21 protein-coding genes are annotated in these 26,534 nt (G+C 63.4%); 10 read left to right on the top strand and 11 right to left on the bottom strand.

All coding sequences use genetic code 11. The features are described 5' to 3' along the window. Positions 1-8 precede the first annotated feature (8 nt). Positions 9-2,690 carry a T9SS type B sorting domain-containing protein gene (locus tag ABIB44_RS07675; RefSeq protein ID WP_354584051.1) on the top strand — a complete coding sequence of 894 codons (2,682 nt, stop codon included), beginning with the start codon at positions 9-11 and terminating at the stop codon, positions 2,688-2,690. 46 nt (positions 2,691-2,736) lie between these two features. Here ABIB44_RS07675 and ABIB44_RS07670 read toward each other — a convergent pair whose 3' ends face one another. Both ABIB44_RS07670 and ABIB44_RS07665 read right to left on the bottom strand, forming a co-directional pair. Next, positions 2,737-2,976 carry a hypothetical protein gene (locus tag ABIB44_RS07670; protein ID WP_354584050.1) on the bottom strand — a complete coding sequence of 80 codons (240 nt, stop codon included), beginning with the start codon at positions 2,974-2,976 and terminating at the stop codon, positions 2,737-2,739. A gap of 353 nt (positions 2,977-3,329) precedes the next feature. Then, positions 3,330-5,381 carry a S9 family peptidase gene (locus tag ABIB44_RS07665; protein WP_354584049.1) on the bottom strand — a complete coding sequence of 684 codons (2,052 nt, stop codon included), beginning with the start codon at positions 5,379-5,381 and terminating at the stop codon, positions 3,330-3,332. A gap of 372 nt (positions 5,382-5,753) precedes the next feature. Here ABIB44_RS07665 and ABIB44_RS07660 point away from each other — a divergent pair, with 372 nt between their 5' ends. The 3 genes from ABIB44_RS07660 to ABIB44_RS07650 all read left to right on the top strand — a co-directional run bounded on the left by ABIB44_RS07660 (position 5,754) and on the right by ABIB44_RS07650 (position 7,242). Beyond that, positions 5,754-6,017, top strand: a complete 264-nt coding sequence (locus ABIB44_RS07660) for a hypothetical protein (protein ID WP_354584048.1) — start codon at positions 5,754-5,756, stop codon at positions 6,015-6,017. A gap of 272 nt (positions 6,018-6,289) precedes the next feature. Continuing rightward, positions 6,290-6,796: a hypothetical protein gene (locus ABIB44_RS07655; RefSeq protein ID WP_354584047.1), complete on the top strand. Its 507-nt coding sequence runs from the start codon at positions 6,290-6,292 to the stop codon at positions 6,794-6,796. 167 nt (positions 6,797-6,963) lie between these two features. Beyond that, entirely contained in the window at positions 6,964-7,242 is a 279-nt protein-coding gene (locus tag ABIB44_RS07650; RefSeq protein WP_354584046.1) for a DUF1294 domain-containing protein, read from the top strand. Positions 7,243-7,629: 387 nt separating this feature from the next. On the opposite strand, the gene ABIB44_RS20510 is transcribed toward ABIB44_RS07650, so the two are convergent. From ABIB44_RS20510 to ABIB44_RS07635, 3 genes are all read right to left on the bottom strand, one after another. Further along, positions 7,630-8,214 (bottom strand): Riean_0653 family protein, encoded by a 585-nt coding sequence (locus tag ABIB44_RS20510; RefSeq protein ID WP_502916484.1) that lies wholly within the window; start codon positions 8,212-8,214, stop codon positions 7,630-7,632. 147 nt (positions 8,215-8,361) lie between these two features. Continuing rightward, positions 8,362-8,829, bottom strand: a complete 468-nt coding sequence (locus ABIB44_RS07640; RefSeq protein WP_354584044.1) for a hypothetical protein — start codon at positions 8,827-8,829, stop codon at positions 8,362-8,364. Positions 8,830-9,165: 336 nt separating this feature from the next. Continuing rightward, positions 9,166-10,164, bottom strand: a complete 999-nt coding sequence (locus ABIB44_RS07635; RefSeq protein ID WP_354584043.1) for an aspartate-semialdehyde dehydrogenase — start codon at positions 10,162-10,164, stop codon at positions 9,166-9,168. 189 nt (positions 10,165-10,353) lie between these two features. On the opposite strand from ABIB44_RS07635, the gene ABIB44_RS07630 reads away from it, so the two are divergent. The 3 genes from ABIB44_RS07630 to ABIB44_RS07620 all read left to right on the top strand — a co-directional run bounded on the left by ABIB44_RS07630 (position 10,354) and on the right by ABIB44_RS07620 (position 15,914). Next, entirely contained in the window at positions 10,354-12,951 is a 2,598-nt protein-coding gene (locus ABIB44_RS07630) for a lamin tail domain-containing protein (protein WP_354584042.1), read from the top strand. Between the two features lie 89 nt (positions 12,952-13,040). After that, a complete protein-coding gene (locus ABIB44_RS07625; RefSeq protein WP_354584041.1) occupies positions 13,041-14,591 on the top strand; it encodes a DUF1800 domain-containing protein in 1,551 nt (516 codons plus the stop codon). 105 nt (positions 14,592-14,696) lie between these two features. Continuing rightward, the gene (locus ABIB44_RS07620; RefSeq protein WP_354584040.1) at positions 14,697-15,914 is read left to right on the top strand and encodes a DUF1501 domain-containing protein; all 1,218 of its coding nucleotides are present in this window, start codon (positions 14,697-14,699) and stop codon (positions 15,912-15,914) included. Positions 15,915-15,952: 38 nt separating this feature from the next. On the opposite strand, the gene ABIB44_RS07615 is transcribed toward ABIB44_RS07620, so the two are convergent. Further along, positions 15,953-16,669, bottom strand: coding sequence for a LytR/AlgR family response regulator transcription factor (locus ABIB44_RS07615; protein ID WP_354584039.1), 717 nt, complete (start codon positions 16,667-16,669; stop codon positions 15,953-15,955). Between the two features lie 160 nt (positions 16,670-16,829). Here ABIB44_RS07615 and ABIB44_RS07610 point away from each other — a divergent pair, with 160 nt between their 5' ends. Next, positions 16,830-17,300, top strand: a complete 471-nt coding sequence (locus ABIB44_RS07610) for a hypothetical protein (RefSeq protein WP_354584037.1) — start codon at positions 16,830-16,832, stop codon at positions 17,298-17,300. Positions 17,301-17,495: 195 nt separating this feature from the next. On the opposite strand, the gene ABIB44_RS07605 is transcribed toward ABIB44_RS07610, so the two are convergent. After that, on the bottom strand, positions 17,496-18,878 hold the full coding sequence (locus ABIB44_RS07605; protein WP_354584036.1) for an FAD-dependent oxidoreductase: 1,383 nt from the start codon (positions 18,876-18,878) through the stop codon (positions 17,496-17,498). A 590-nt stretch (positions 18,879-19,468) separates the two neighbouring features. Between ABIB44_RS07605 and ABIB44_RS07600 the strand changes: the two genes are divergently transcribed. Further along, positions 19,469-22,222, top strand: coding sequence for a TonB-dependent receptor (locus ABIB44_RS07600; protein WP_354584035.1), 2,754 nt, complete (start codon positions 19,469-19,471; stop codon positions 22,220-22,222). Between the two features lie 208 nt (positions 22,223-22,430). Next, positions 22,431-22,640, top strand: coding sequence for a hypothetical protein (locus tag ABIB44_RS07595; RefSeq protein WP_354584034.1), 210 nt, complete (start codon positions 22,431-22,433; stop codon positions 22,638-22,640). On the opposite strand, the gene ABIB44_RS07590 is transcribed toward ABIB44_RS07595, so the two are convergent. From ABIB44_RS07590 to ABIB44_RS07575, 4 genes are all read right to left on the bottom strand, one after another. After that, positions 22,637-23,272 (bottom strand): alpha-ketoglutarate-dependent dioxygenase AlkB family protein, encoded by a 636-nt coding sequence (locus tag ABIB44_RS07590; RefSeq protein ID WP_354584032.1) that lies wholly within the window; start codon positions 23,270-23,272, stop codon positions 22,637-22,639. The genes ABIB44_RS07595 and ABIB44_RS07590 overlap by 4 nt on opposite strands. Positions 23,273-23,293: 21 nt before the next feature. Continuing rightward, positions 23,294-23,992, bottom strand: coding sequence for a hypothetical protein (locus tag ABIB44_RS07585; RefSeq protein ID WP_354584031.1), 699 nt, complete (start codon positions 23,990-23,992; stop codon positions 23,294-23,296). A gap of 95 nt (positions 23,993-24,087) precedes the next feature. Beyond that, positions 24,088-25,350 carry a kynureninase gene (gene kynU, locus ABIB44_RS07580; protein WP_354584030.1) on the bottom strand — a complete coding sequence of 421 codons (1,263 nt, stop codon included), beginning with the start codon at positions 25,348-25,350 and terminating at the stop codon, positions 24,088-24,090. 55 nt (positions 25,351-25,405) lie between these two features. Continuing rightward, a complete protein-coding gene (locus ABIB44_RS07575) occupies positions 25,406-26,416 on the bottom strand; it encodes an amidohydrolase family protein (RefSeq protein ID WP_354584029.1) in 1,011 nt (336 codons plus the stop codon). Between the last annotated feature and the right edge of the window lie 118 nt (positions 26,417-26,534).

The raw sequence follows: 26,534 nt of genomic DNA, 5'->3' as shown, positions 1-26,534 counted from the left end.
TTTTATTCTTGACAGGGTTCCTGCTCGGCAAACCGGCCGCCGGCCAGGCCCCAAGCTTCGCCCACGCCCTGACCGTGGCCGCCGGCGCCACGGCCAACAGTGGGGGCAGCACCAGCCTGGAAATTGCGACCGATGCGGCCGGCAACAGCTACCTCACCGGCTGGTTTAGCGGCACGGTGCTGTTCGGCACGTATTCCATCACCAGCATTGGCGGCCACGACCTGTTCGTAGCCAAATACGACCCGACGGGGGCCTGCCTGTGGGTAGCCCGGGCCGGCGGGCCCGGCGACGACTACGGCAGCGGCATCGGCATCGACGGCAGTAGCAGCGCATACGTGGTGGGCAGCTACACGGGCTCGGCGGCTTTTGGCGCTACCACGCTGGCGGGTACGGGCGGTATCGAGGTGGTGGTGGCCAAACTGACTCCCGCCGGGGCCTGGCAGTGGGCCCAGCCGGCCGGCGGCGCGGGCGACGACTACGGGCAGGGCATCGCCGTGGACGCGAGCGGCAATGCATATGCGGCGGCGGCCTTCTTCAGCCGCACGGTCCAGGTGGGAACGACCACGCTCACGAACACGGCCGTCGTCAATTCCTTTGTGGCCAAGTATGCGCCGACGGGCGCGCTGCAGTGGGTGAAGCAGGCCGGGGGCTCGGCCACGGTGTATGCCAATGCCGTGGCCGTGGACCGCAGCGGCGCGCCCTATGTATTCGGCGATTTTTCGGGCAGCACCCTGCTGGGCAGTACCGCGCTGGTCAGTGCCGGGGAGCAGGACGTCTTCGTCGCCAAGCTCGACCCGGCCAGCGGGGCCTACCTCTGGGCCACGCGGGCCGGCGGCAGCGGCAACGAACAGGCCCCGGCCGGCACCGCCATCGTGGCCGATAGCAGCGGCAGTGCCTACATCACGGGCCGCTTCACTAGCCGGGACGCCGCTTTCGGCAACCTGCAGCTGCAAGCCACGGGCAGCACGGACTTGTTTATCGCCCGGCTGGCCCCCGCCGGCACCTTCCAGTGGGCCGTGCAAGCCGGCGGGCCGGCCGCCGATGACGAGGGCGAAGGCCTGGCGCTTGATGGCCGGGGCTTCGTGCTGGCCACGGGCCGCTTCGGCGCGACGGCGGCCTTTGGTTCCACCACCCTGGTCAGCGCGGGCAGCTCCGATGTGTACCTCGGCAAGCTAAACGCCGGCAGTGGTGCCTGGGTGGGCGCGGCCCGAGCCGGCGGGCCCCAGGCCGACGCGGGCTACGGCGTCAGCCGCGATGCGGCCGGCCGCCCGTATACCACCGGCTTTTACAGCGGCGGCAGCGCCTCCTTTGGTCCCGTAGCGCTCAGCACCATTAGCCCCGCGCAGCCCGCCAGCTTTCTGGCCCTGGACCGGGTTGTGCCGCCTTCGCTGGCCATCGCCGGCGATTCGCTGGTGTGCAACGGGGGGCAAGTCACGCTCACGGCCGTGACTACCGGCGCGGTGGCAGGCTACCGCTGGAGCACGGGGGCGACTACGGCGGCCATCGTCGTCACGCAGCCCGGCACCTACACCCTGCAAGTCACTTTTGCCGGTGGGGCCGTGCTGGCGGCCAACTACCGCGTGCGGGGCCTGACGCCGCCGGTGGTTACCATCGCGGGCGGGCCGGGGCTATGCCCGGGCGGGGCGACCACGCTGCTGGCGGCGGCTCCCGGGGCCCGGTCGTTACGTTGGAGTACGGGCGCAACGACAGCTGGCATTACCGTTACGCAGCCCGGCACGTACACCGTCACCGCCTCGTACGGCGTCGGGTGCACCGCTACCGCCTCCATCACAGTCGTGGGCAATTCAGTGGCTGTCAGTGGCCGCTTCCAGCTTTGTCCTGGCCAAAGCACTACACTCACTGCCGCCGCCACCGGTACTGCCGTGGCCAGCTACCGCTGGAACACGGGCGCTACCACGCCAACGCTGACCGTGGCGCAAGCGGGCACGTACACCGCCACCGTTGCTTTTGCCGACGGCTGCCTCCTCACGGCCTCCCACCGCGTGGGCCCACCCACAGCTACGGTCGCCTCCGTGACTGGCGACACCATTATGTGCCCCGGTTCGTCGCTGCAGCTCACCGCCATGAACCCCGATGCGCTCACCTACCGCTGGAATACGGGTGCCACAACGCCCGTGATTACCGTGGCAGCACCCGGCACCTACGCCGTGCTCCTCACCTACGCCGGCGGCTGCACCAGCCGCGATTCCCTGGCCGTGCTGCCGGCCCCGGCCGTGCCCGCTTTCACCCTGGGACCGGACACAACGCTGTGTTTCGAAATGCCCCTGCTGCTGCGGGCCCCGGCCCTGGCTGGCTCCGGCGTGTCGTTTCGCTGGTCCGACGGCTCCACCGCTCCCACGCTGCGGGTGCAGGCGGCGGGGCTCTACTCTCTGCAGCTCACCACTCACTGCGAGGCACGCACCGTTTCCCGCCGCGTGGACTACGCCTCGTGCCTGTTCATTCCCAACGTGATAACGCCAAACGGTGACGGGCGCAACGACCAATTCGTTATCAAAGGACTTACGCGGGGGGCCTGGGCGCTGGCCCTTTATAACCGCTGGGGCCGCGAGGTATACGCCACCGCTGCTTACGGCCACGACTGGGGTGCTGAGGCTCCCGCGGGCGTGTATTATTACCTGCTCTGGCAGGGCCCTGTCCGTTACAGGGGCACCCTGGAGGTGTTCCGCTGAGGCCGGCCAAAAAGTTTGCTAAAAGGGTCCCAGCAGCAAAAGGTGTTTAGTAGCTATTGCTGAACTTACCGCCGTGACCGGAGATTAAAGCTAAAAAATACCGGCACGCTTCGTCTTCAGTGGTAAAGGTGCGCACGTAGTATTTCTTCCCGCGTTCGCTGTAATACACTTCCCACCCGTCTACGGTCCGGTCAAGCGTCACCGTATCGTCGAGCAGTCCTCCAGCCAAGTACCAGCCGCGGCGACCATCAGCCACGAGTCTTTTCTCTAAGGCAGCTATATCCATCTGATTGATAACTATCTACGGAAACGAGGGAGCCGTCAACGCTACTTTCTCCACACCACTGAGAACCACCATCTGCGATTTTTACATCCCATAATGGAGCATTCTGAAATGATACTGGTTTTTGAAACCATTAAATTCAGTAAAAAAATAAACCGCCAATTCACGTGCAGCAAAATGGCTGTTTTCACAAGTCAGCACGAAGGGGAAGAAGACCAGCTGTTGGCCGGTCTACTTCCCCTTCGTAGCTTATGGACTTACGCCCGCTCAGCAGGGTGCCCAGGTAGTAGGACGGCTGGTTGCGGCCAGCGGGCGGCGGGGCTTGGTGCCACTATTGCCAGCCCCGTAGCGGGCCGCTACTCGCTACCGGCCGCCGAGCTTGTGCCCGTGGGCATCAGGTATTTCTGGTACCAGGCCAGGTAGCGGGCGTAGCGGTCCTTCACGTAGCTGGGGGTGCTGAAGCCGTGGAACTGCCCGGGATAAATAACCAGTTGGGTGGGCACGCTCAGGCTTTTGAGGGCCTGGTACATCTGCTCGGTGTTGAGCAGGGGCACGTTGAAGTCCTTTTCGCCGCACATAAACAGGGTGGGCGTCTTGATGCGGTCGGCGTGAAAGAAGGGGTACGACACGCGCATGTACACGTCGGGGTTTTTCCAGGGCGTGCCCAGCTCGGTTTCGTAGTCGCGGATGTACTGGTCGGTGCCGTAGCCAGCCAGCACGTTGGCGATGCCGGCCCCACTCACGGCGGCCTTGAAGCGCTGGTCGCGGGCAATCACCTGGTCGGTCATGATGCCCCCGTAGCTCCAGCCGCCCACGCCCAGCCGCTCGGGGTCGGCCACGCCCTGGGCCACGGCGTAGTCTACCACGGCCAGCACGTCTTCGGTGTCCTTGTTGCCCCAGTCGGCATAAATGGCCTTGCTGTATTCCAGGCCCCGGCCCGAGCTGCCGCGGGGGTTGGCCGCCACCACGGCAAAGCCGTTGGCGGCAAAGTACTGCCACTCAAACGAAAAACCGTAGCCAAACTGCGCCACCGGCCCGCCGTGAATGCGCAGCAGCGTGGGGTACTTGCGGCCGGCCTGGTAGCCCACGGGCTTCACCAAAAAGCCGCTCACCGGCGTGCCGTCCTTGCTTTTGGCCTGGATGGCCTCCACCGCACTCAATGAAATGCCTTTGAGCCAGGTGTCGTTTTGCTTGGACAGGGGCTTGGGAGCGCCTTTTTTGTCCAGCCCAAACACCTCGGCGGGTGCCTGGGGCAGGCTGCTGAGCACCACTACCTGCCCGTTGCGGGCCAGGGCGAAGTCGTTTACCTCCCGAGCGCCTCCCAACACCATCTCCAGCTTGCCGCCCGCTGCTGGCACCCGGGCCAGCGAGGTGGCGCGGTCGTCCTCCAGCAGAAAATACAGGCTTTTGCCGTCGGGGGCCCACTGGGGCTTGGTGGTGTTGCGGTCGCGGCCGGCGGTGAGGGCGCGGACGGCCCCGCTGCCCACTTCCACCACCATCAGCTGGTGCAGGGCGTACACGAGCTGCTCGCGGGGGCCGCCCTGCACAAAGGCGATGCGCCGCCCGTCGGGGCTCCACGCGGGGCGGCTGCCGTAGCCCGGCGCGCACTCGGGCACGTCGGTGGTGAGCAGCGGCCGGGCCGTAGCCCCAGCCTTCGCATCCATGAGGTACAGGTCGAAGTTGTCGTGGCGGTCGGGGTCGGGCCCGCGCTTGCTGGAAAACACCAGCTGCTGGCCGTTGGGGCTCCAGGCGGGCAGGTACTCGTCGTAGGGGCCGGGGGTTAGCTTCGTGAGTTTGCGCGAGGCCACGTCGAAGACGTAGAGGTGCTGCCGCTGCTTGTTCAGGTACCCGTCGATGTCCTGCTTGAACTGGAAGCGGTCGAGGACGATGGGCGGCGCGGTTTTCTTTTTGGCTTTCTGGGCGGCCGTGAGCGAGTCGGGGTCGGCATCGCGGATGATGAGGGCCAGGCGCTGGCCGTCGGGCGACCACACGTAGTCGGACACGCTGCCCTTGAGCTTGGTCACCTTTTCGGCTTCGCCGCCGGCCCGGTTCAGCAGCCAGAGCTGGGCGTCACCGCCGTCCTCCTCGCCGCGGCTCGACACAAAGCTCAAAAACTTGCCGTCGGGGCTGAAGCGGGGCTTGGCCTCACTGGCCGGGGCGGTGGTCACGCGCAGGTTTTGGGTGCCGTCGGTGCGGGCCATCCACACGTCGGCGTCGCGCTTGTCGGTGGCCGAATCGGCGCGCGTCACGGTGTAGGCCACCCAGGCCCCGTCGGGCGACAGCTGGGGGTCGGCCACGTCGCGCATCCGCGACAGGTCGCTGAGCTGGAGGGGCCGTTGGACGGTTTGCGCCTGCAAAATCGTCGGGGGCAGCACCAGGGCGGCCCACAAGGGAAGAACTTTTTTCATAACACCACGCGGAGAAAAGATGCCCGCGCCAAGCGGGTTGGGTTGGTGTACGAAGCTACGCCCGGCTTGGTAGTTGTCCCCCAGCCTTCATGAGTAAGCTGGCTTATTTCGCTTAGCAAACCGGTCCTGCCGTAAACGCATTCTACTGACCAAAAAGAGCGTGGCATAAACCCAGTAACTCCGTTTGCAGAGGATAATGGGTACTGATTATTGCCGGTACTCGTTTAAAATGGCTTGCCTTAGCCGTTGGTTAAAGCGGCCTCGGTGCCTGATTAAAGCCAATGCCACCGAATCCTGCGTGGCGACGTCCGTCAGCCCAATTTCCACGGTAGAGATGCCCCGCTTGCTGCGCAGGACGCCAATCGGCCCGCGGTGCGTAAACTGGGTAACGTAGTACAGCCCCTCGCCTCGCTGGTTCGTCACGACGGGGCGGTAGTAAAACCGTTTGAGCAGGGCCAAATCCGGTTCACTCACGCGCCCGGCCCGGTGCAGGGCGTGGGCGAGCAGCTGTTGCTGGACTGGCCCGATGGCCCAGGTGAGCACCTTCCGGGAACTGGCCTCACGTTCATGCAAGACCACTTGTGCCTTGCAGCCCCCTACCAGGAGCAGCAGGCCGAGAGAAAGGTTGAGCGGTAGGCGTAACACAGAGGAGATGGGAGTAGGTAGCCGCGTAAGTTCAGCAATAGGGCCCGACAAATGAAATAGGCGGTATCTTGGCCTTGCTCCTATTGGGGTGCTACTTGCCATTTCTCTCGAAGGGAAGCGCCTCGGGGCGGTTCGAGAATCTTTGCTTTTCCATTTCTATGTTTCGAAAACGCATACGCGGGGTGCGTCGGCACTTCCACCGCCACCAACGGGACGCCGCGATTCCCGTCGCCCTGGACGCGGAACGTTTGGCGCGCTACGGAGTGGACTACGCGTCGCTCGGCATTGCGCCGTGGTTCACCCACCAGCGGCCCCCACGGGCCTTTCGCCGCGTGTGGGTCACGCGCCTAGTCGCCGATTTTCACCGCTGGCGGGCCGAGCTGGCCCGCGACTATCCAGCGTTTTACCTGGCCGTTTGGCTCTTTGAGCCCCACTTTGGCCACTCCCAATTGGTGGCCGCCCTGGCCGACCGCCACGCCCACTACGACGGCCTCTTTGGCGAAGCGGGCTCGTTTCGGTCGCTCCCAGCCCGGCGCTTGCCCCCGGAATACCAGGATGTGCCCGGCATCGCGGACTTGACCTGGAACCGGCACGCGGACATCGCGGCCTACTCGCCCGACGATTTTGCCGCCCAGGACGCGCAGACCAAGCAGAAGCCCCACTGGGACGCGACCACGGTGGACGGCGAGGCTTACGTCGCCGTCCAAATCGGTTGGGTGTGGGTCGGTCGGGCTACGACGGAATCTCTCTTGCTACCGGTCGGCGAGTGAACGAGCGCATTCCCTGAAACGGGCCAAACAGAATATAAAGCGTTAAGCAGCTTCCCCGCTGCTACCAGAAGGCCCCTTTGAACCCGCCAGACTGGCTCAGACCAGCGCCGCGGCCACCTAAGCCAAAAACCTGCACAGGCTAATCAGAAAGTCCTGCCTCCCACACCATGAAAATACTCCTGAGTTGCCTGTTGTTTTTCAATGCATTATGTTTCCTGCTTTTTGCCTTGGATAAGCGGAAAGCCCAACAGGGCCAGCGGCGCATTGCCGAAAAAATGCTGCACCTCGCCACGCTGCCGGGCGCAGCGCTAGGCGCATGGGTGGCTATTTTGCTGCTGCACCACAAAAATCGCAAAGCCGCTTTCTGGGGCATTACCCTGGGGCTGACGCTGCTGCAAGGGGCCGTGGTCTATTTCGCGTTGCCCTATTTTCGGGCGCAGCTTTAGCCGCGCAAAACGGCGGCCTGCGAGCTGTTTCGGCGCTTGGTTGCGCCAGCCAATTGGCCACGCCCAATACTTCCGTGCCGACGGCAATAAGAACAACTTATCGGTCCGTTCAAAATAAGCAGAGCGCCAGTTCTAATGAGGCGAAAAGCACGGCCACCAATAGAAAAGCAAACAGCAACACGAAGTTGCCAGATAACCGCCCGCTGCCGTACAATACGGCCAAGAGGCCCAGCATCGTGCCGTTCGTCAACAGCACTTCCCGGCAGGAAAAGAAATAGGAGGCCGTTTCATCGAAAGTGGTGTGGGGGTTTGAGCAAACGGTGGGTCCGTGAACGGGCTCCGTTTGATGAAAAGCGCCATTTAGTCTTTCTCGATACCTAACTGGTCTCAATAGTGGACGTCAAAGCGACCTTGTGTTAATTCATTGGTCACGTAGGGCGCCCACGTTTGACGCAATTGTCCTTCAAACGTGCCGGCAATGATATGGTGGACGGTGTCCACCTGCGTTAACACAATGCGGCTGGTCGCGGCCGTGCTCAGTGCCAGCCGGTGGGTGGGTTCTGTCGTCATGTTATCCTGCAGGGCGAATCCGGTGGGCACCGGGCGGACCATGCCCGTGAACTCGGGCGAGCACCGGTAGCTTCCGGGTCCCCGGATGGAGTCAAGTTGCAGCAGGAAGTTTTCCGCGTGCTGCGCCGTGGTGAGTCGGGTGGTCACGAGCAATCGAGGCAGTCCCCCGGGCCCGCGGTCAAAACGGGCTGAAAGCATGTTGTCTTGGCAGGGGCCTGAAAAGACGCACGTTTGCCCGTAGGTGGTCCAAACACGTCCGTTAATTTGGAAGCCCAGCGTATTAGCGCCAACGGTGGTAGCAGGAGGCAGCTGCAGCGCTGGCTCTGGCGTTTTGGAACGGCTACACCCACCCAATAGGAAGCAGACGCTCAAAAAAGCTGTTAGAGCAGAAATCAGTTTCATATAATCGGAAGTAGTGCAAAGGGATGAGCAATGCGATACCGGTAGGGTTGCATTGTAGTAACAAGTCCGTTTTCTTAGAAGCTATTGTACACGCAAACGGTAGGCCCCTAAATTCCTATTGTTCAGTTGAATGTGCGATAATCAAGCTCACGGTCTTGTTTGCTGGCTCGAGAAAGGCATTGGTTCCATCGGGTTGGGGGGCAACGCGTCGTCCGGCAAGCTTCTGGCCAACGGGGTGGCCGACAAATAAAATGACTGCACGGTTTTTTCGTGGCCGTTAACCGTCATTTCCCGGACATAACTGCGGGACACGTGCGCGTTTTCGTCGACGAAGCTCGGGATTTCTACCAGCGCGCCTTGGCAGTTGTACAACAGCTTCACCCGGTAAGCGCCCGGGGCAAAGGAGAGGGGCACGCCGCATCTCGTTAAATCCCCGGCGAGTTCGTACCGGTCGGTTGCCGCGGTTCGCTCTGCCCGACTTTCCCCGGGCAGCTCATAAATAAGGTTCACCCACCCCACGTAATGGCACGGAAAGACAATGGTTTTCTCCCGCGTGGCAGAGCCCGCGCAGGAAGGCAGCCATGCCCCAAACAAAAGCAGCAGAACACGACGCATAGCGGCACCCAAGGTACATCGACAATGGTGTGCCGTTCAGCCAAACGGTAATTCAAACAGCCACCGTCTTCTAGACAGCGTCTGCCAAGGGCCCATTATCGACCCTTGTTTGCACCTCAACCACTTATCGAACGAGCAATTGAAAATGTGATAAGCGGCCGCTGTCCAAAACGAGATGTCGCGTTGAGTGATTTTCTGGAAACAAGCAAAAATCAACTCCCTGCGCTATCCGTTCAGGAATGCTGCTTTATCCGGCTACTCGGCTTTGCTTGCCGTGCTATAATTTCCGTTTTCTGACAGGACCCAAACAACGCCGGTTTTGGCAGTAGGTCGCCGTTACGCTTTCGGCACCAGCTTGCCCGCCAGGTACTCGGCAATCTGCACGGCGTTGGTGGCAGCACCTTTGCGTAGGTTGTCGGCTACCACCCACATATTTAGCGTTTTGGGCTGGGTGTCATCGCGGCGCAGGCGACCTACCAGCACGGCGTCCTTGCCGTGGCTGTCTTTGGGCATAGGGTATTTGTTGGTCGAGGGGTCGTCGACCAGTTCCACGCCGGGCGTGTTGGCCACAATCTCACGCACGTCGGCCAGGTCAAATTCCTCGGCAAACTCCACGTTGAGGGACTCCGAATGCCCGCCCATCACCGGAATGCGCACGCAAGTGGCCGTGACGCGAATGCTATCGTCGCCCATAATTTTCTTGGTCTCATTCACCATTTTCAGCTCCTCCTTGGTGTAGCCGTTGGGCTCGAACACGTCGATGTGCGGCAGCACGTTCAGGTCGATGGGGTGCGGGTAGGCGGGGTTGCTGGCCGGGTGGCCGGCGCGCTCTTCCAGCAGCTGGTCCACGGCTTTTTTGCCGGTGCCGGTCACGCTCTGGTAGGTGCTCACCACAATGCGGCGCACGCGGTAGCGCTTATGCAAGTCGTTCAGTGCCACCACCATTTGAATGGTAGAGCAGTTGGGATTGGCGATAATCTTATCATCCGGGCCGATGGTGTCGGCGTTCAGCTCGGGCACTATCAGCTTCTTGGTAGGGTCCATGCGCCAGGCCGAGGAGTTGTCGATAACCACGGTGCCCACGGCGGCGAAACGCGGCGCGTGCTCCTTGCTCACAGAACCGCCGGCCGAGAAAATGGCGAAGTCGGGCCGGGCCGCGATGGCGTCGTCCATGCTCACCACCGGGTATTTTTTGCCCTGATACTCCACCTCCTGGCCCACCGATTTGGCCGAAGCCACGGGCAGCAGCTCGGTGAGGGGAAACCGACGCTCGGCCAGCACTTTCAACATCTCGGTGCCCACCAGTCCGGTGGCACCCACAACAGCAATTTTCATGGAAAAAGCAGAAAATTAAACAGCTACGCCCCTGCGTACGCATTCGCAAATGTCGCCAAAAATGGGTTACTTTAGACGCTTGAGCTGTTTGGGAAACCTCCGGAACGTCATGCTGAGCGCAGCCGAAGCATGACCGTCTGAAATCCTGACTTGACGCCCAATCACCTTCCACGCTGCAAAGTCTTTCGCTTGAAACACCTATACCTGCTCCTCCTGCTATTGCTGCCCGCCCTGGCCCAGGCCCAGGTCGTCGATGCGTTTACCGATGGCAACTTCACCGCCAACCCCGCCTGGACCGGCGACGCGGCCGGCTTTCAGGTGGTGGGGCAGCAGTTGCAAAGCAATGGCCCGGCCGTAACCGGCACCCAAATCGCCCTCAGCACGCCCAGCCAGGCCAACATCGGCACGGTGTGGGAGTTCTGGGCCAACCTGAAGCTGGCCACCAGCTCGGGCAACCTCGCCGACGTGTGGCTACTGGCCACCCAGCCCGACCTCAAAAACCCGAGCAATACCGGCTACTTCGTGCGCCTCGGCGGCACCGACGACGAAGTGAGCCTCTTTCGCAAAGACTCGACCCGGGCCGCCGTCCTCGTTATCGACGGCCTGAACGGCACCCTGGCCAGCACCACCAACAACCTGGTGCGCGTGCGCGTGACGCGCACCACCGCCAACCGCTGGACCCTGGAGCGCGACCTCACCGGCGGCCGCACCTTCGTGGCCGAAGCCGCCCAGCCCATCGATGCCACCTACCAGCGCAGCGTAGCCTTTGGCGTATCGCTGCTCTACTCGTCGGCCAACAACCGCAGCTTTTTCTTCGATGACTTCGCCGTAACCGATGCCACCGCGCCGCTGCTGGTGCGGGCCGTGCCCGTCGATTCCCGGCAGGTCGATGTACTTTTTAATGAGCCGGTGAGTGCGGCCAGCGCCGGCATACCCGCCAGCTACCGCCTGCAAAGCGGCACGGTGCCCATCGCGGCGCAGGTTTCGGCCGGCAACCCTGCCAGCGTACGCCTCACCTTCGGGGCCGATTTCGCGCCTCAGAGCGTGGTCGAAGCCCGCAACATTGCCGACCTCTATGGCAACGTGGCGGCCGGCCCGCTCACGGCCCCCTTCACAGCGCTACCCGCGGCCCCGGCGGTGGGCGAGCTGATTATCAGCGAGATTTTTGCCGATGAAACGCCGCAGGTAGGTCTGCCGCTGTCGGAATACATTGAGATTTATAACCGCAGCGCCACCAAAACCCTGAGCCTGCGCGGTGTACGCCTGGGCAAGGGCGGCAGTACTACCGTAGCCGTTTTTGCGGATACCGCCAAGCTGCTGCCCGGCCAGTACGCGGTGGTGTGCGGCAGCACGCGCGTCCTGCAATTCGCCAGCTACGGCAAGGTGTACGGCCCCACCAACTTCCCTTCGCTTAGCAATAGCGGCGACCAGCTGGTGCTGCGCGGCCGCGACGGCCGCACGCTGTTCGAGGTCAGCTACTCCGATTCCTGGTACCGCGACCCCAAAAAGAAGGACGGCGGCTGGAGCCTCGAAATAATTGATGCCAACAGCTACTGCGGCGGGGCCGAAAACTGGACCGCCAGCACCGACCCCACCGGAGGCACGCCCGGCCGCGCCAACTCGGTGCGCGCCGCCAACGCCGACGTGCTGCCCCCCGCCCTGCTCCGCGCCGTGGCCCTGAGCGCCACTACCGTCCGCGCCTACTTCTCCGAGAAGCTCGACAGTACCACGGCCGCCGCTGCCAGCCGTTATACCTTGTCGCCGGCCCTGGCCGTGGTGCGCGCCGCCCCGGTGGGGCCCGATTTTCGCCAGGTCGACCTCACGCTGGGGGTGGCCCTAGGGGCCAGCCGGCCCACCACCCTGGCCGTGCAAACCGCCACCGACTGCGCCGGCAACGCCAGCGGCCCGTTGCAGTCGGCCACTTTTGCCCTGCCCGAAGCGGCGGTGAGCGGCGACGTGGTGTTCAACGAAATCCTGTTCAACCCCCGGGTGGGCGCGGTGCGCTTCGTCGAGCTCATCAACCGCAGCCCGAAGTTTATCAACTTGCAGGGCTGGCAGTTGGGCAACCTCAAGCCCGACGGCAGCGTGGACAACACCCTACTGGCCAGCGGGCCGCTGGTGCTGGCCCCCGGCCAGCTGCTGGCCTTCAGCAGCAGCACGCCCATCATCACATCGCAGTACCCCAGCAGCAACGACGCCGCTAACCTGGTGCAGCTCAGTAGCCTGCCTACCTTCCCCGATATCGGCACGGCCGTGCTCGCCGACAGCCGGGGCTTCGAAATTGACCGGCTGGTGTACAGCAAAAGCCTGCATCTGAGCCTGCTAAGCACCCAGGAAGGCGTGTCGCTGGAACGTATCCGCACCAACGGGGCCAGCAATGGCAGCAACTTTCACTCGGCGGCCGGCGCGGTGGGCTACGCCACGCCCGGCCGCCCCAACTCGCAGGCCCAGGACGAACTAGGCGGCGACCAGGAGCTGGCCGTCACGCCCGAAGTCTTCACCCCCGACGACGACGGCCAGCAGGATTTTGCCACCCTCAACTACCACCTCGACAACACCGGCTACGCCGCCACCATTACCGTGTACGACGCCCTGGGCCGCCTCACGCGCCACCTCGTGCGCAACGAAACCCTGCCCACCACCGGCTTCGTGCAGTGGGACGGGGTTGACGACCGGGGCCACAAGGCCGCCGTGGGCTACTACATTTTGCTGGTCGAGCTGTTTCGCCCCAGCGGCGGCGAGCGGCGCGAATACAAGAAGACCGTGGTGCTGGGCGCGCGATTTTGACGCTTTCGGCTTAATAGAGGAATGAGTGATGAGGGCCCAGCGGTGACTGCCTCGTTAAACCCTGGCCGCTTGCTCGCGTCTGAAAAGGCATGAACAGCAACCAGCAACTGCAACACCTCTACTGGCGCGCCGGCTTCGGGCCGCGCCCGCAGGACGTGGCCGCCGGCCTGAGCCCGCGCAAGGCCCTGCGCCAGCTGCTCCACGATTCGGCCGGCTACGAGCCCCTCGTGGGCCCAGCCCTGAACTACACCGACCCGCAGGGCGCGGTAATGGCCGAGCCGGCTACCATGAAAAACAACCCCGTACCCAACGGCCTGGTGACTACACCCGACCAGCCCGGTGCCCCGGTGATGCCCATGCGGCCCCGGGCGGCCTTTAAAGCCGGCGGGGCGGCCGGGGTACCGCGCCTGCGCCGCGCCGAGCTTACGCCCGAGCAGCGCAAGATGCAGAACCGGGGCCTGCGCGATGCCTTCAACAACATGAGCACGGCCTGGATGGACCGCATGGCCAGCTCGCCGGCCCAGCTGCGCGAGAAGATGACCTTGTTCTGGCACGGGCACTTTGCCTGCCGCGTGCGCCAGCCCGGCCCCGCCCTGAGCCTGCACAACACCACCCGGCAATACGCCCTGGGCAAATTTCCCGACCTGTTGCTGGCCGTGAGCCAGGAACCGGCCATGCTGCAGTTCCTCAACAATCAGCAGAACCGTAAGGAGCACCCCAACGAGAATTTCGCCCGCGAGGTGATGGAGCTCTTCACCCTTGGGCGCGGCAATTACTCCGAAACCGACGTGAAAGAGGCCGCCCGTGCCTTCACCGGCTGGGGCTACGACGGGCAGGGCGGCTTTCGGTTCCGCGAGCGCGACCACGATGCGGGCCCGAAGACGTTTCTGGGCCGCACCGGCAATTTTCGGGGCGAAGACGTGCTGAAGATTATGCTGGAGCAGCCCGCTGCCGCCACATTTCTGACCACGAAAATCTACCGTTTCTTCGTGAATGAGGTGCCCAACCCGGCCCACATCGAGCCGCTGGCTAAAGCCTTCCGCCAGAGCGGCTACGACGTGGCCGACCTGTTGGAGCGCCTGTTTTCGGCCGACTGGTTTTACGAGCCGGCCAACGTGGGCACCCACATCAAAAGCCCCGTGGAGCTGCTGGCCGGCCTGCGCCGCACCCTGAACCTGAAAATCGACAACACCCAGCCGCTGCTCGGCTACCAGCGCGCGCTGGGCCAGACCCTTTTTCAGCCGCCCAACGTGGCCGGCTGGCCCGGCGGCCGCAACTGGATTGACTCGTCGTCGCTGCTGCTGCGGCTGCAATTGGCGGCTATCCTGTTCAGAAACGCCGAGTTCGCCGTGGCCCTGAAGCAGGACGAAAACGACCTCGACCCCAACCAAACCAAGGCCCAGCGCACCGTGCGGCCCGGTGCCGGGGCCCACCTGCCATTGGCCCCGCTGCAACAACTGCTGGGGGCCACGCCCACCGCCCAGCAGCCCACGCGGCTCAGCGAGTTCCTGCTGCAAGCCCCCATCCGGCCCGAGAACCTGCAGCTGGTGCAGCAGGCCGCCGCCCAAAAAGAGCCGGCGGAAGCCCTCCGCACCACGCTGGTGAGCCTGCTGAGCCTGCCCGAATACCAGCTGGCGTAGCTGAACGACAGGAAAGTAAAGGCCATCATGCCGAGCGCAGCCGAGGCATGACGGCCTTTGCTTTCTCCATTATCTATTTCCTTCCCCCTATTCCCTTCCAATAATATGCCTACCTCCCGCCGCGATTTCCTGCGCACCTCCGCCCTGGCCAGCACGCTGCTGCTGGTACCTAAGTTTCTGCACGCCCTCGACCGGGGGCCCGGGCTGGCCGGCCTGCGCGATGCCGTGGGTGCCCGCCGCCTTATTGTGGTGCAGCTGGGCGGCGGCAACGACGGCCTGAATACCGTCATCCCCTACCGCAACGACCTGTACTACAAGGCCCGGCCCACGCTGGGCATCAAGGAAACCGAAGGGATTCTGGCGCTGGATAAAGACCTGGGCCTGCACCCCGCCCTGCGGGGGCTGAAGGGCCTCTACGACCAGGGCCAGCTGGCCGTACTGAACGCCGTGGGCTACCCCAACCCCGACCGCTCGCACTTCCGCTCGATGGATATCTGGCAGTCGGGCGCGGGCTCCGACCGGGTGGTGAGCACCGGCTGGCTGGGTCGTTACCTCGACTCGAGCTGCGCCGACTGCCAGCGGCCCTACAACGCCCTCGAAATCGACGACACCCTGAGCCTGGCCTTGAAAGGCCGCCAACGCAAGGGCCTGGCCCTGAAAACGCCCGATAAATTTCATCAGCTCACCCAGAACCGCTTACTCAGTAAGGTGAGCAAGGAAGCTGATTCGGGCCATCACGAGCAGGTCGACTACCTCTACAAGACGCTGGCCGAAACGGCTTCCTCGGCCGACTACCTCTACGACAAGTCGAAAATCTACCAGTCGACGGTGACCTACCCCAATTCTGACTTCGGCAAAAACCTGAAAACCACTGCCGAGCTCATCAATTCCGGCGTGGAGTCGCGGGTATTCTACCTGGCCTTAAGCGGCTTCGATACCCACGTGCGCCAGCACGAGCAGCAGCAGCGCCTCTTCACCGACCTCGGCGACGGCCTCGCCGCCCTAGCCGACGACCTGCGCCAGCACGACCAGTGGAATAACACACTGGTGCTGGTGTTCTCCGAGTTTGGCCGGCGCGTGAGCCAAAACGCCAGCAACGGCACCGACCACGGCACGGCCAACAACGTGTTCCTGGCCGGCGGCGCGCTCGCCAAAAAAGGCGTTATCAACGCCGCACCCGACCTCGCCAACCTCGACCAGGGCGACCTGCGCTACCAGGTCGACTTCCGCAGCATCTACGCCAGCGTGCTCAAAGACTGGCTCGGGGCCGATGACCTGGCCATTCTGGGTACCGGTTTCGAGCGGATGCCAGGGCTGGTGTAATAGGTGGGCACGGGGCAACCGTGCAACTGCTCCGACTGTTAAATCCGTTGCAGGCTCTTGTAAAAATTTTCCTGGTACGACTTGCCGATGGGTACAAAGTGGCCCCCGTGCAGGTTGGCCGTGTTGTCTTCGATGGACTCGATGTGCTGCGTATTCAGCAGGTAGCTGCGGTGCACCCGCACGAAGTTGGTGTACGGAGCCAGCCGGCTTTCGAGGGCTTTGAGTGTGGTGTACACAATGTACTTATGCTTGTCGGTCACAATGTTAACGTAGTCCGACAGCGCTTCTACGTACAGCACCTCATCAAAATTGATGCGCACCATGCGGCTGTTCACCTTCACGAAAAGGTCGCTGCGAACGGGCACTTCGGCGGCGGCCGGTGCGGCCGGCGCGTTGCTGGAGACGCGGCTGCCTACCCGCTCGACGGCTTGGGTGAAGCGGGCAAACTCGAAGGGCTTCACCAGGTAGTCGGTGACGCGCAGGGCGAAGGCATCGACGGCAAAATCCTGCCGGGCCGTGGTGATGATGACTTCCGGCGGGTTGGGCAGCACGCGCAGCAGGTCGAGCCCACTGAGGTGGGGCATCTCAATATCGAGAAACAGCACGTCGACGCGGTTGCCTTCGCGGAAAAAGGTGAGCCCGGCCAAGCCATCGGCCAGCGAAGCGACCAATTTCAGGCCGGGGCTCAATTCCACGTAATGCTCCAGGGTGAGGCGATTTATCTCGTCGTCGTCGATGATGGCGCAGGTAAGCATAAGCAGAGCAAGGTGGGATTGGAAACCGACCAGTAAGGGCGGGCAAATGTTTCGTTCGTCGGTCTAAAGTAGCCGTTCGGATGGCAAGTTAGACCACCGGCCGATGAAGTAAATTTATTCTTGATAAAACAATGTGGCAATTTTGATATAGATTTGTGGCATGCCAAGTATCGTCCGGTTGCTATTGCTTCGTGCCCAACGTTCTACCCTGCTCAGCCATTGGGTTGCGGTGGGCCTGGTAGGCCTGCTGCTGGCCTGCCCCACCCTTCCGGCCCAGGCCCAGCGCTGGGCCGCCCACCCCACGGCCGCCAAGGCCGAAGCACAAAACGAAACCGCGGCTCCCAGCCTCTCTTGCCACGTGCACGATGTGCAGCGCATCACCGGCTATCTTGCTGATGCATTGCGCCTAAGCACCGCCCAGCAAATGGCGTTGCAGCACTGCACCGTGGCTGAGCGTGCAGCCCTGCTGCTCGCAACTTCCGATAAAGACGCGCTGGATGCGCAGGCGCGCTACCTGGCTACCGTGCGCCGGGTGCTGGCTTCGAGCCAGCTGCGCGCCTACGTGCTGCTGCGCCAGCAGCTCGAAGGCACCCTGCTACCCCTCGACGGCCTCGGTCTAGCGGCCCGCTAGCGCCGCGCCGGCCCCCGCGGCCACGGCTCCCGGGCTGGTTCGCTTTCCGCTTCTCTCTCTGAGTACAGCCCCGCCTTTTGGCGCGGCCGGCCATTCTGCAAACAAGAAAATCTCTTCCTTTTGCACCATTCCTCCCCTGCCTGCCACGTGGGCCCGCTACGCCAGCCGCCGCCGTTTTGGGCGGGGGGGCCGGGCTTAGCCCCCGGGCTGCTGGGCCAGCTCCTGCCGCACCAGGGCTTGCACGGCGGGCTGCTCATAATCGGCCTCCGCCTGAATGTGGGCCATGAGGCGGACCATAATCGCATCCTGACGCTGGCCGGCGGCCCAGGCCTCGGCGTAGGGCGTGTCGGAGAAGGTAACCTGCGCGTACAGCGGCACCCAGCGCCCGGGATACTGAGTCGCGATTTTAGCTTCTATTTTCTTTTGCAGCAGGAAGCGCGGGTCGGCCACGCGGTCGCGCATCTCCACGAAGTTGTAGATGGCCAGGTCGGCCATGGCATCGTTGTTGGGCTTGCGCTGCGCCTGAAATTCGGCGAAGATGGTGGCCCAGGCGGCATCGCCGTGCTGGTCGAGCAGCTGGTTGAGCACGGTGCAGTCTTCAAAGCCGGCATTCATGCCCTGGCCGTAGAAGGGCACAATGGCGTGCGCCGCGTCGCCGAGCAGCAGCACGTTATCAGCGTATTTCCACGGGAAGCAGCGCACCGTTACCAGCGAGCCCGTGGGATGCGCGAAAAACTCCTCCGTCAGCGCGGGCATCAGGGGGGTAGCATCCGGAAAAACGCGGGTAAAAAACGCGGTTACCTCGGCCGGGGTTTGCAGGGCGGCGAAGCTCTCGGGGCCTTCGAAGGGAAAGAACAAGGTGCAGTTGAACGAGCCGTCGAGGTTGGGCAGGGCAATCATCAGGTACTGGCCCCGGGGCCAGATGTGCAGCGCGTTTTTTTCGAGCTGCCACGCGCCGCCGGCCCCCGCGGCAATGGTCAGCTCCTTGTAGCCGTAGTCGAGAAAATTCTGCGAATAGTCGAACCGGTCGGTGCGCTGCAAAGCGGCCCGCACGGCCGAAAAGGCACCGTCGCTGGCGAACAGCCGGCTATAGGGTGCCGTGTGCTCTTCATCGGTTTCAGTGTCGCGCAGGCGTATTTCCTGCGCTCTCAAATCAATACCCAGGCATTGCTGGCCAAAACGCAGCCGAACGCCCGGCTGGGCCTCGGCCAGGTCGAGCAGGCGGCGATTGAGCTGACCTCGGTTCACGGAGTAGATGGCCTGGCCCTCGCGCCCATAGGGCTGGCGGGTAAGGTTGCCGTGAACATCGTGCATTACCCGGCCACTCATCGGGATGCCCACCTGGCGGATGTCGTCGGCTACGCCTACGCCAGCCAGGGCCTTCCAGCCCCGGTCCGAAAGAGCCAGGTTGATGGAGCGGCCCTCCCGCACATCGGCACGGCGGGGGTCGGGCCGGCGCTCGAGCACCTGCACGACGTGGCCCCGGCGGGCGAGGTACAGCGAAAGCAGCGAGCCCACCAGGCCCGCCCCCATAATGGTGACGGAATCGGTAGCGGCAGGTGGAGATACGGAAGACATAGCAGACAACAACAAAGGCTAGCAGATGGCGAAGCTACTACGTCTGGGAAGGTTGGCGGGTGGCCGGGCGCAAAAACTCGAACGGTTATCAAGGCATTTGGGCGAGCATGTTGCCCGGTTGAACGCAATTCTACTAATCGAGGCAACGCGGAGCGGACCTTTGACGAATTAGAACTAAACCCGTTTTTGCTATGACACATTCACGAATTGAGCAGCCATTAGTTGGCCGGCGGCATTGGCGGCAAGAGGCGGCTAGCCGATGGCACATCCTACGGGCGGGCGTAGCTGCACACAAAGCTTCGTTGGTGGCCGCGCGGGCCAGCGAACGGCAAGTAGCAAACCCGGTTTCGTCTAAATCAGCCTATCGGGTATTGGTTACATTGCGAATTGGAGATTTCGTAGTAGGCCACGAAGGTGACCCACAACTGCTGGGCCATCCAGGAATCCGCTATTAGGCGGTGAAAAAGGAATTTAATCGGTTAAAACGGGCAGTAAAAACGTTGACCTTATTATAAAATATTTACAAACCAGCAGATAAAAATAAGAAATAATGGGTAATTTTGCAAATTGCCTTCACCCAATTATTTCATATGCAACGTATTTTTCTCTCTTTAATTATATTTCTGTGTGCTACTGCCATCGGTTGGGCACAGGGAATGCAAACCGTGGGCGGCACCGTTCAAACGGAAGCGGGCACACCCCTGCCGGGAGCCACGGTTTTTTTCAAAGGCACCTACACGGGCAGCAGCACGAACGAGGAAGGCCAGTTTGCGGTGAAAGGGGATTTTTCGAAGGGCATTCAGACGCTCTCGGTTTCTTTCATTGGCTACGAAACCCAGGAACTGCCCCTCAGCGGCCCCGACAATGCATTGGTCGTGACGTTGCGCCCAAGCGCCGTGCTCGACCAAGTAGTGGTTGCCGCCTCCCGCGTGGAGGAGAACATTGGCCAGGTGCCGGTAACGATTGAAAAGCTCGACCAGCGCCAGGTAGAGCAGATTACCACGCCCGACCTGGTAGCCGGCCTGGCCCGCTTCAAGGGCATCGACATCAGCAGCTCCAGCCTGCTGGTAAGTAGTTTTAGTACGCGTGGCTTCAACTCCTCGCGCTCGGAACGCATTATTCAGCTGGCCGACTATATGGACACGCAGCTGCCCAGCCTGAGCAGCAACTTCGGCAACCTGCTGGGCATGCCCGTGCTCGACGTGGCCAGCGTAGAAGTCGTGCACGGCCCGGCGTCGGCGCTTTACGGGGCCAACGCCTTCAACGGCGTGCTGCTCACCAACTCGAAAGACCCCTTCCGCGACCCCGGCCTGACGGTGCGCCTGCGCGGCGGCAATCGCCGCCTGCTCGATGGCCAGCTGCGCTACGCCGTGAAAATCGGCGACCGCGTGGCGTTCAAGATTTCGGGTGGTGCCATCCGGGCCAACGATTTTGTGGCCAACAACCTGGATGCCACTGCTGCCCAGGTAGAGCCCAACAACAATCCCGTGGGCTCGGGCCTGGGCTACGATGCCGTGAACCGGTACGGCGACGTGGGCAACACCTTCCCGGCCAACCCGACGACCCCCGGCTACGCCGGCCCGGCTCTGGCCAACAAAACGGTTTTCCTGCCGGGCTACACCGAGCGCCAGCTCGTGGCCGGCGACAGCACCACGCACTCCTACAAAATTGCGCCCAGCCTGTCGGTGCTGCTTTCCAACCGCGTGAAGGCTACCGTCGACTATCGCTACACCAACACGACCAGCACGTACCAGAGCGCCAGCCGCTACCGTTTTGTGAACAGCGGCGCGCACCAGGCCCGCCTGCAGCTGGAAGGCAACAACTGGTTTGTGCGCGGCTTCACGACCCACGATTTCTCGGGCGGCCGCGACCCGCAAACCGATGGCTCGTATAACCTGGGCTTCCTGGGCGCATTCTTGCAAACCCAGCAGGCCGTGGGGGCCACTGGCACGCCGGTAGTGGATGCCAACGGCCGGCCCGTGAGCTATGCCCAACGCTACTTTGGCACCTACGCCGGCCGCTACAACGCGGCCGTGGCCAGCGGCCAGAGCCCCGACGCGGCGGCCCTGACGGCCCGCGCCTTCGCCGATGCCAATGCCCCGCTGCTGGTACCCGGCACGCCCGCGTTCGACGCGGCCCGCAATAAAATCATTCACGACCCGACGCCGGGCCAGGGGGCGCGCCTCATCATTCGCTCCATTCTGAACGAGGGCAGCGGCCAGTACACCTTCAAAAACGATTTTGCCGACCTGACCGTGGGCGCGGCTTACCGCCAGTTTTTGCTGGGCTCGGATGGCAGCCTATTCGAAGACACCAAGGATGGCGACCGCATCAAAAACTACGAGTACGGCGCTTATGCGCAGGCCAGCAAGACGCTGCTCGACGACCACCTGAAGCTGGCCGTCGCCGGCCGCGTCGACAACTTCAAGAACTTCGGCACGGCCTTTTCGCCGCGCGCTTCGGCCGTGTACTCGCTCGGCGCCGATAAGCTCCAGAACTTCCGCGTGAGCTACAGCCGCGCCTTCCGCGCGCCGACCCAGAACGACCAGTACATCAAGCTCGACGTGGGCCGCGCCATTCTGCTGGGCAACGTGGGCAACGGCTTCCAGGGCTACACCGTGAACGTGCTGAAGGGTGGAGCGGGCAACTCGCCGGCCGATGCCAACAACATTTACAGCACCGACAAGCTGCGCCTCGAAGAAGTGAACAGCCTGGAGGGAGGCTACCGCGCCCAAATCGCCAAGAAGCTATACATCGACGTGGACTACTTCTACAACGTGTACAACAACTTCATCGCCACCCAGAACTTTGTGGGCCACCTCGACCGTACGCCCCTCACCAACCCGGCCGAGCTGGCGACTACCAACGCTCCCGGCAGCAATGTGCGCGTGATTCAGATTGCGGCCAACGTGAACCAGCGCGTGCAGAGCCAGGGCGCGGGCCTCACGCTGAGCTACACCTTCGCCCCGGCCCTGACGCTAAGTGGCAACTACAGCTACAACGACCTCATCACGAAGGACTTCAAGGCGGGTACGCAATCGTTCTTCAACACGCCCAAGCACAAGTTCAACCTCGGTCTCGACGGCCAGACCCTGGAGCGCACGCTGAGCTACAACGTGAACTACCGCTGGGCCGACAGCTTCCTCTACGAGTCGACCTTTGCCACCGGCACTGTGGCCACGGCCCAGACCGTGGATGCGCAGGTGGGCTACCTCATCAAACCCCTGCACCTCACGGCCCAAGCCGGCGTCACAAACCTGTTCGACGCCCGGAACTTCCAGGTGTACGGGGCACCGAGCTACGGCCGCCTCGGCTACTTCGGCCTGCTGTTCGATATTAAATAAGCCGCCGGTTTTCAATTACGAAAAAGCCCCGTCCAGTTGTTGGACGGGGCTTTTTTGTGGACCAAGCTGAACAATAAAGCGCAGTATATCAGCTTTATTGCTACTGCATCCCCGAAAAATGGTACGTTCCTTGAAAGAAGCACGCTGCCGCCGGGCCGTCCGGGGTTGGGTTGTTGGCGATTCCCACCGCCGCCTTTCCTGCCTGCTCATGCCTGTCAGTGTTGCTCTTCGTCGTTCCAAGCCTTCAATGGTGGTTGCGACAGCCGATATTTTTCCGCAGCCGCAAACGCCGGCCGTCATCGCTCCACAACCATTGGCTGAAGCCTTTGCCATGCGGCCCGTGCTGCGAGTGGGCGACTACGAAGTGGGCGAAACCTTTTGCCCGCGCTTGTGCGGGCATCCCGGCATCCGGTACTAGCGCGGCGCGGCCGGCCCCACCCACCGAAACGTGAGGTTGAGGCGCGGGCCCACGGGCCGGGCCGTTTTGGGCAGCGCGTGCTGCCAGTACTGTTGCGTAGTGCCGCGCATCAGCAGCAGGCTACCGGGGGGCAAATCGAGGCTGAGCGGCGCATGACTTAATCCCGGGCGGGGGCGCAGCCGGAAGCGCCGCACCGCGCCCAGGCTCAGCGAGGCGATGGCGGGCGCGGGGCCGAGCTCGGGCTCATCGTCGGCGTGCCAGCCCATGCTGTCGCGGCCATCGCGGTACAGGTTCAGCAGCACGCTGTTGTAGCGGGTACTGGTGGCGGCTTCGAGGCGCTGGCGCAGTTGGGCGAGCGCCGGCAGCCAGGGGCGCGGCTCCCAGGCCAGGCCCGAGTAGGAGTAGCGAGCCTCCGGGTCGCCGTACCAGGCCGTGAGGCGCGGCTGCGGAAACGCCTGACCAAACAGGCGAATAGTGCGCTGCTCCCAGGCGGCGGCATCGGTGAGGTGGGCCAGTAGCGCCGGGGCTTCGGCGGCGGGCAGGAAGGCGGGGGCAAACAACAGGTCGGCCCCGGGCAGCGGCAGGGATTGAAGCAGCATCGGGAACAGCAGCGGCAGGGTATCAGGGCACAAAGAAGCCGACGGCGGTAGTCGCTAGCGGGCCGGCGTATTCTGTTGGGCCGGGGCCGCTTTGCCCGGCTGCTTCAGGAGCGCGGGCGAAAGCTTTTGCGCGCCCCACACCAGCAGCAGGCACACGGCCAGCGGCACCAGGGCACTGCGATTCCGATACACGGTAGTGCCCACGTAGCGGGGCCAGAACCATTGCAGGTACACCATGGTAGCCAGCAGGTTAAGCCCGAGCAGCCCCCACACGTACACCGAGCTGCCCTGGCTGGCAGCCAGCGCGAGCAGCCCCATGCCCGCGCCCATGTAGGCCAGAATAAAGAGCACCAGCCCCAGCAGAGCCTTTTTCTGTCCTACCCGAAACAAATTGATGCCCAGCAGGATGCCCCCAATCGGCACCGACATGATGGAAAACAGAATGATGGTCAGCGGTGAATACAGGGCCGGGGCATCGGCCGGAATCTCAGCGGGCTCGCCCGGGTTGCGAGCGGGGGCCGGCCGCTCAGCAATTGCTTTGGCAGCGGCCGCCTCGTCGGCCACGCGCTGGGCGGCGGCCCCGGCTTCGAGGGTGGGGCGCAGGGCGGCTTCTTCGGCAGCGGGCTGGCCGCGGCGGCGCAGCTCGTCGAGGGCGGCGAGCACGGCCGCCTCCCGGTACTGGACATGGCCGGTCACGTACTCGCGCAGGGCCGCATCGGTCTTCAGCAGCATCTTGGCGGCGTAATCTTCCATTGGGTAAGTCAGTTGTCAGTGAACAGGTAGCAGTGAACAGTTGGCGGGAGTAAACAGTGGCAGCAAAGGCGCGGCTTGTTATTCACTCCCGCCAACTATTCACCAAAAAATTGCCGCAGGGCTGCGCCCACGCGGTCGACATCGGCGAACGAATTATAGAGTGGTACGGGGGCGAGGCGGATGACGTTGGGCTCGCGCCAGTCGCCGATGATGCCCTGGGCAACCAGGAAATCGAACAGCTCGCGGCCGCGCTCGTGCACCAGCAGCGAAAGCTGGCAGCCGCGCTGGGCCGGGTCGGCGGGCGTAATAATTTCGAGCTTCGAGGCCGGCAGGTTCAGGGCCCGAATGTGGCTTTCGAGGCGGGCCGTAAGCTGCTCGCTCTTGCGGCGCAGGGCCGCGATGCCCCCGGCCCGCTCCACGATGGCCAGGCTGGCAGCGTGAATGGCCATCGGAAAAATCTGCCCGCAGGAGAGCTGCCAGCCGGCCGCGCCGGGCATGGGCTGGAAACCCTTTTTCATCTGGAACCGTGCGGCGGCATCGTGGCCCCACCAGCCGGCGAGGCGCACGAGGTCGGGCTGCTCGGCAAACCGCTCGTGGATGAACACGCCTGACGTGCCGCCCGGCCCCGAGTTGAGGTACTTGTAGGTGCACCAGCAGGCAAAGTCCACGTCCCAGTCGTGCAGGTGCAGCTCGATGTTACCGGCGGCGTGGGCCAGGTCGAAGCCGACCATGGCCCCCACGGCGTGCCCGGCGCGGGTGATGGCCGCCATGTCGAAGGCCTGCCCGGTGTAGTAGTTCACACCGCCGATGATGATGGTGGCCAGCGAGTCGCCGAGCTCGACAATTTTGGCTTCGATGTCTTCGGTGCGCAGGGTGTGCTCGCCGGGGCGGGGCATCAGCTCCACAATCACGTCGTCGGGGTTGAGGCCGTGCAGGCGGGCCTGGCTTTCGAGGGCGTACTGGTCGGAGGGGAACGCGCCGCCTTCCATCAGCACCTTGTAGCGGGTGGCAGTGGGGCGGTAGAACGTGACGAGCAGCAGGTGCAGATTCACGGTCAGGGTATTCATCACCACTACTTCGAGCGGGCGCGCGCCCACCAGGCGGGCGGTGGCATCGGTCAGCGTTTCGTGGTAGTGCAGCCAGGGCGAGGGGCCGAGGAAGTGGCCTTCCACGCCGCGCGCTTCCCAGGAGGCAAACTCGCGTTCGACGGCGGCGCGGGCGGTTTTGGGCAGCAAGCCCAAGGAGTTGCCGCACAAATAAGTACCGGGCTGCCCATCGGGGCCGGACGGCAAATGAAATTCCTGGCGGAAGGCGGCCAGCGGGTCGGTGGCGTCGAGGATGGCGGCGGTGTCGTTCATATTGGAGTACAAAGGTCGGGGCAAAGCAAGCGCGGTGCTAACAAAAGGTTTTGGCCTAAACCCGAAACCGGACGGCTTCCAGCCCCAGCCAGTCCAGGGCGTTCTGGCCCAGCATGCGGGCTTTCAGGTCGGCCGAAAACGGCATGGATTTGATGAGTTGGCCGGGCTCCAGCTCGCCCAGCGGGAAAGGGTAGTCGGAGCCGAGCGTGATTTTTTCGGGCCCCAGGGTCTTCACCAAGTAATCGAGCATCAGCGGGTCGTGCACCAGCGAGTCGACCCAGAACCGACCCAGGTACTGGCGCGGGTTGTGCGGGTTGTCGATGGCGCAAAGGTCGGGCCGCACCTGCCAGCCATGCTCGATGCGGCCGATGGTGCTGGCAAACGAGCCCCCGCCGTGGGCCACGGCCACGCGCAGGTTGGGCAGCCGCTCGAGCACGCCGCCAAATATCAGCGAGCACAGGGCTAGAGTGCTTTCGGCGGGCATGCCCACCAGCCAGGGCAGCCAGTATTTGGGCATTTTCTGCTGGGCCATCATGTCCCAGGGGTGCACGAACACGCAGGCCCCAAGCTGCTCGGCGGCGGCAAACACCTCGAAAAGCTCGGGCGCGTCGAGGTTCCAGTCGTTCACGTGCGAGCCAATCTGCACGCCGGCCAGGCCCATTTTCGTACAGCGCTCCAACTCCCGGATGGCCAGCTTGGGAGCCTGCATGGGCAGGGTGCCCAGGCCCACGTAGCGGGTGGGGTAGCGGTGCACCACGTCGGCAATGTGGTCGTTGAGCAGTTGGCTGAGGTCAAGGCAATCCAGCGGCTGGGCCCAGTAGCTGAACATCACGGGCACGGTGCTCAGCACCTGCACCTGCACCCCAAACTGGTCGTACTCGCGCAGACGCACGGCGGGGTCCCAGCAATTGTCCTGCACCTCGCGGAAGAACTTATCGTCCTGCATCATGCGGGCGCAGCAGGGCTTGTGGTGTTCGAGCCGGATGAAACCCCCATAGCCGTAGCGGGCGGCCAAATCGGGCCACCGCTCGGGCAGAATGTGGGTGTGAATGTCGATGGAAAGCAAACGGGCGAGGCGGGTGGGTTTTTAGGGTAGGAGGGTGTGGGGATATGAGGGCGAGAGTCGTCGGTCATCCTGAGCGCAGCGAAGGACCTTATCACGCCAGGCCAACTTGAATTTTATG

Origin of the sequence: Hymenobacter sp. UYCo722, from assembly GCF_040547115.1 — a bacterium.
Taxonomy (GTDB): Bacteria; Bacteroidota; Bacteroidia; order Cytophagales; family Hymenobacteraceae; genus Hymenobacter.
The sequence above is the reverse complement of the archived record's forward strand: the minus strand, read 5'-3'. Positions and strand labels throughout refer to the sequence as shown.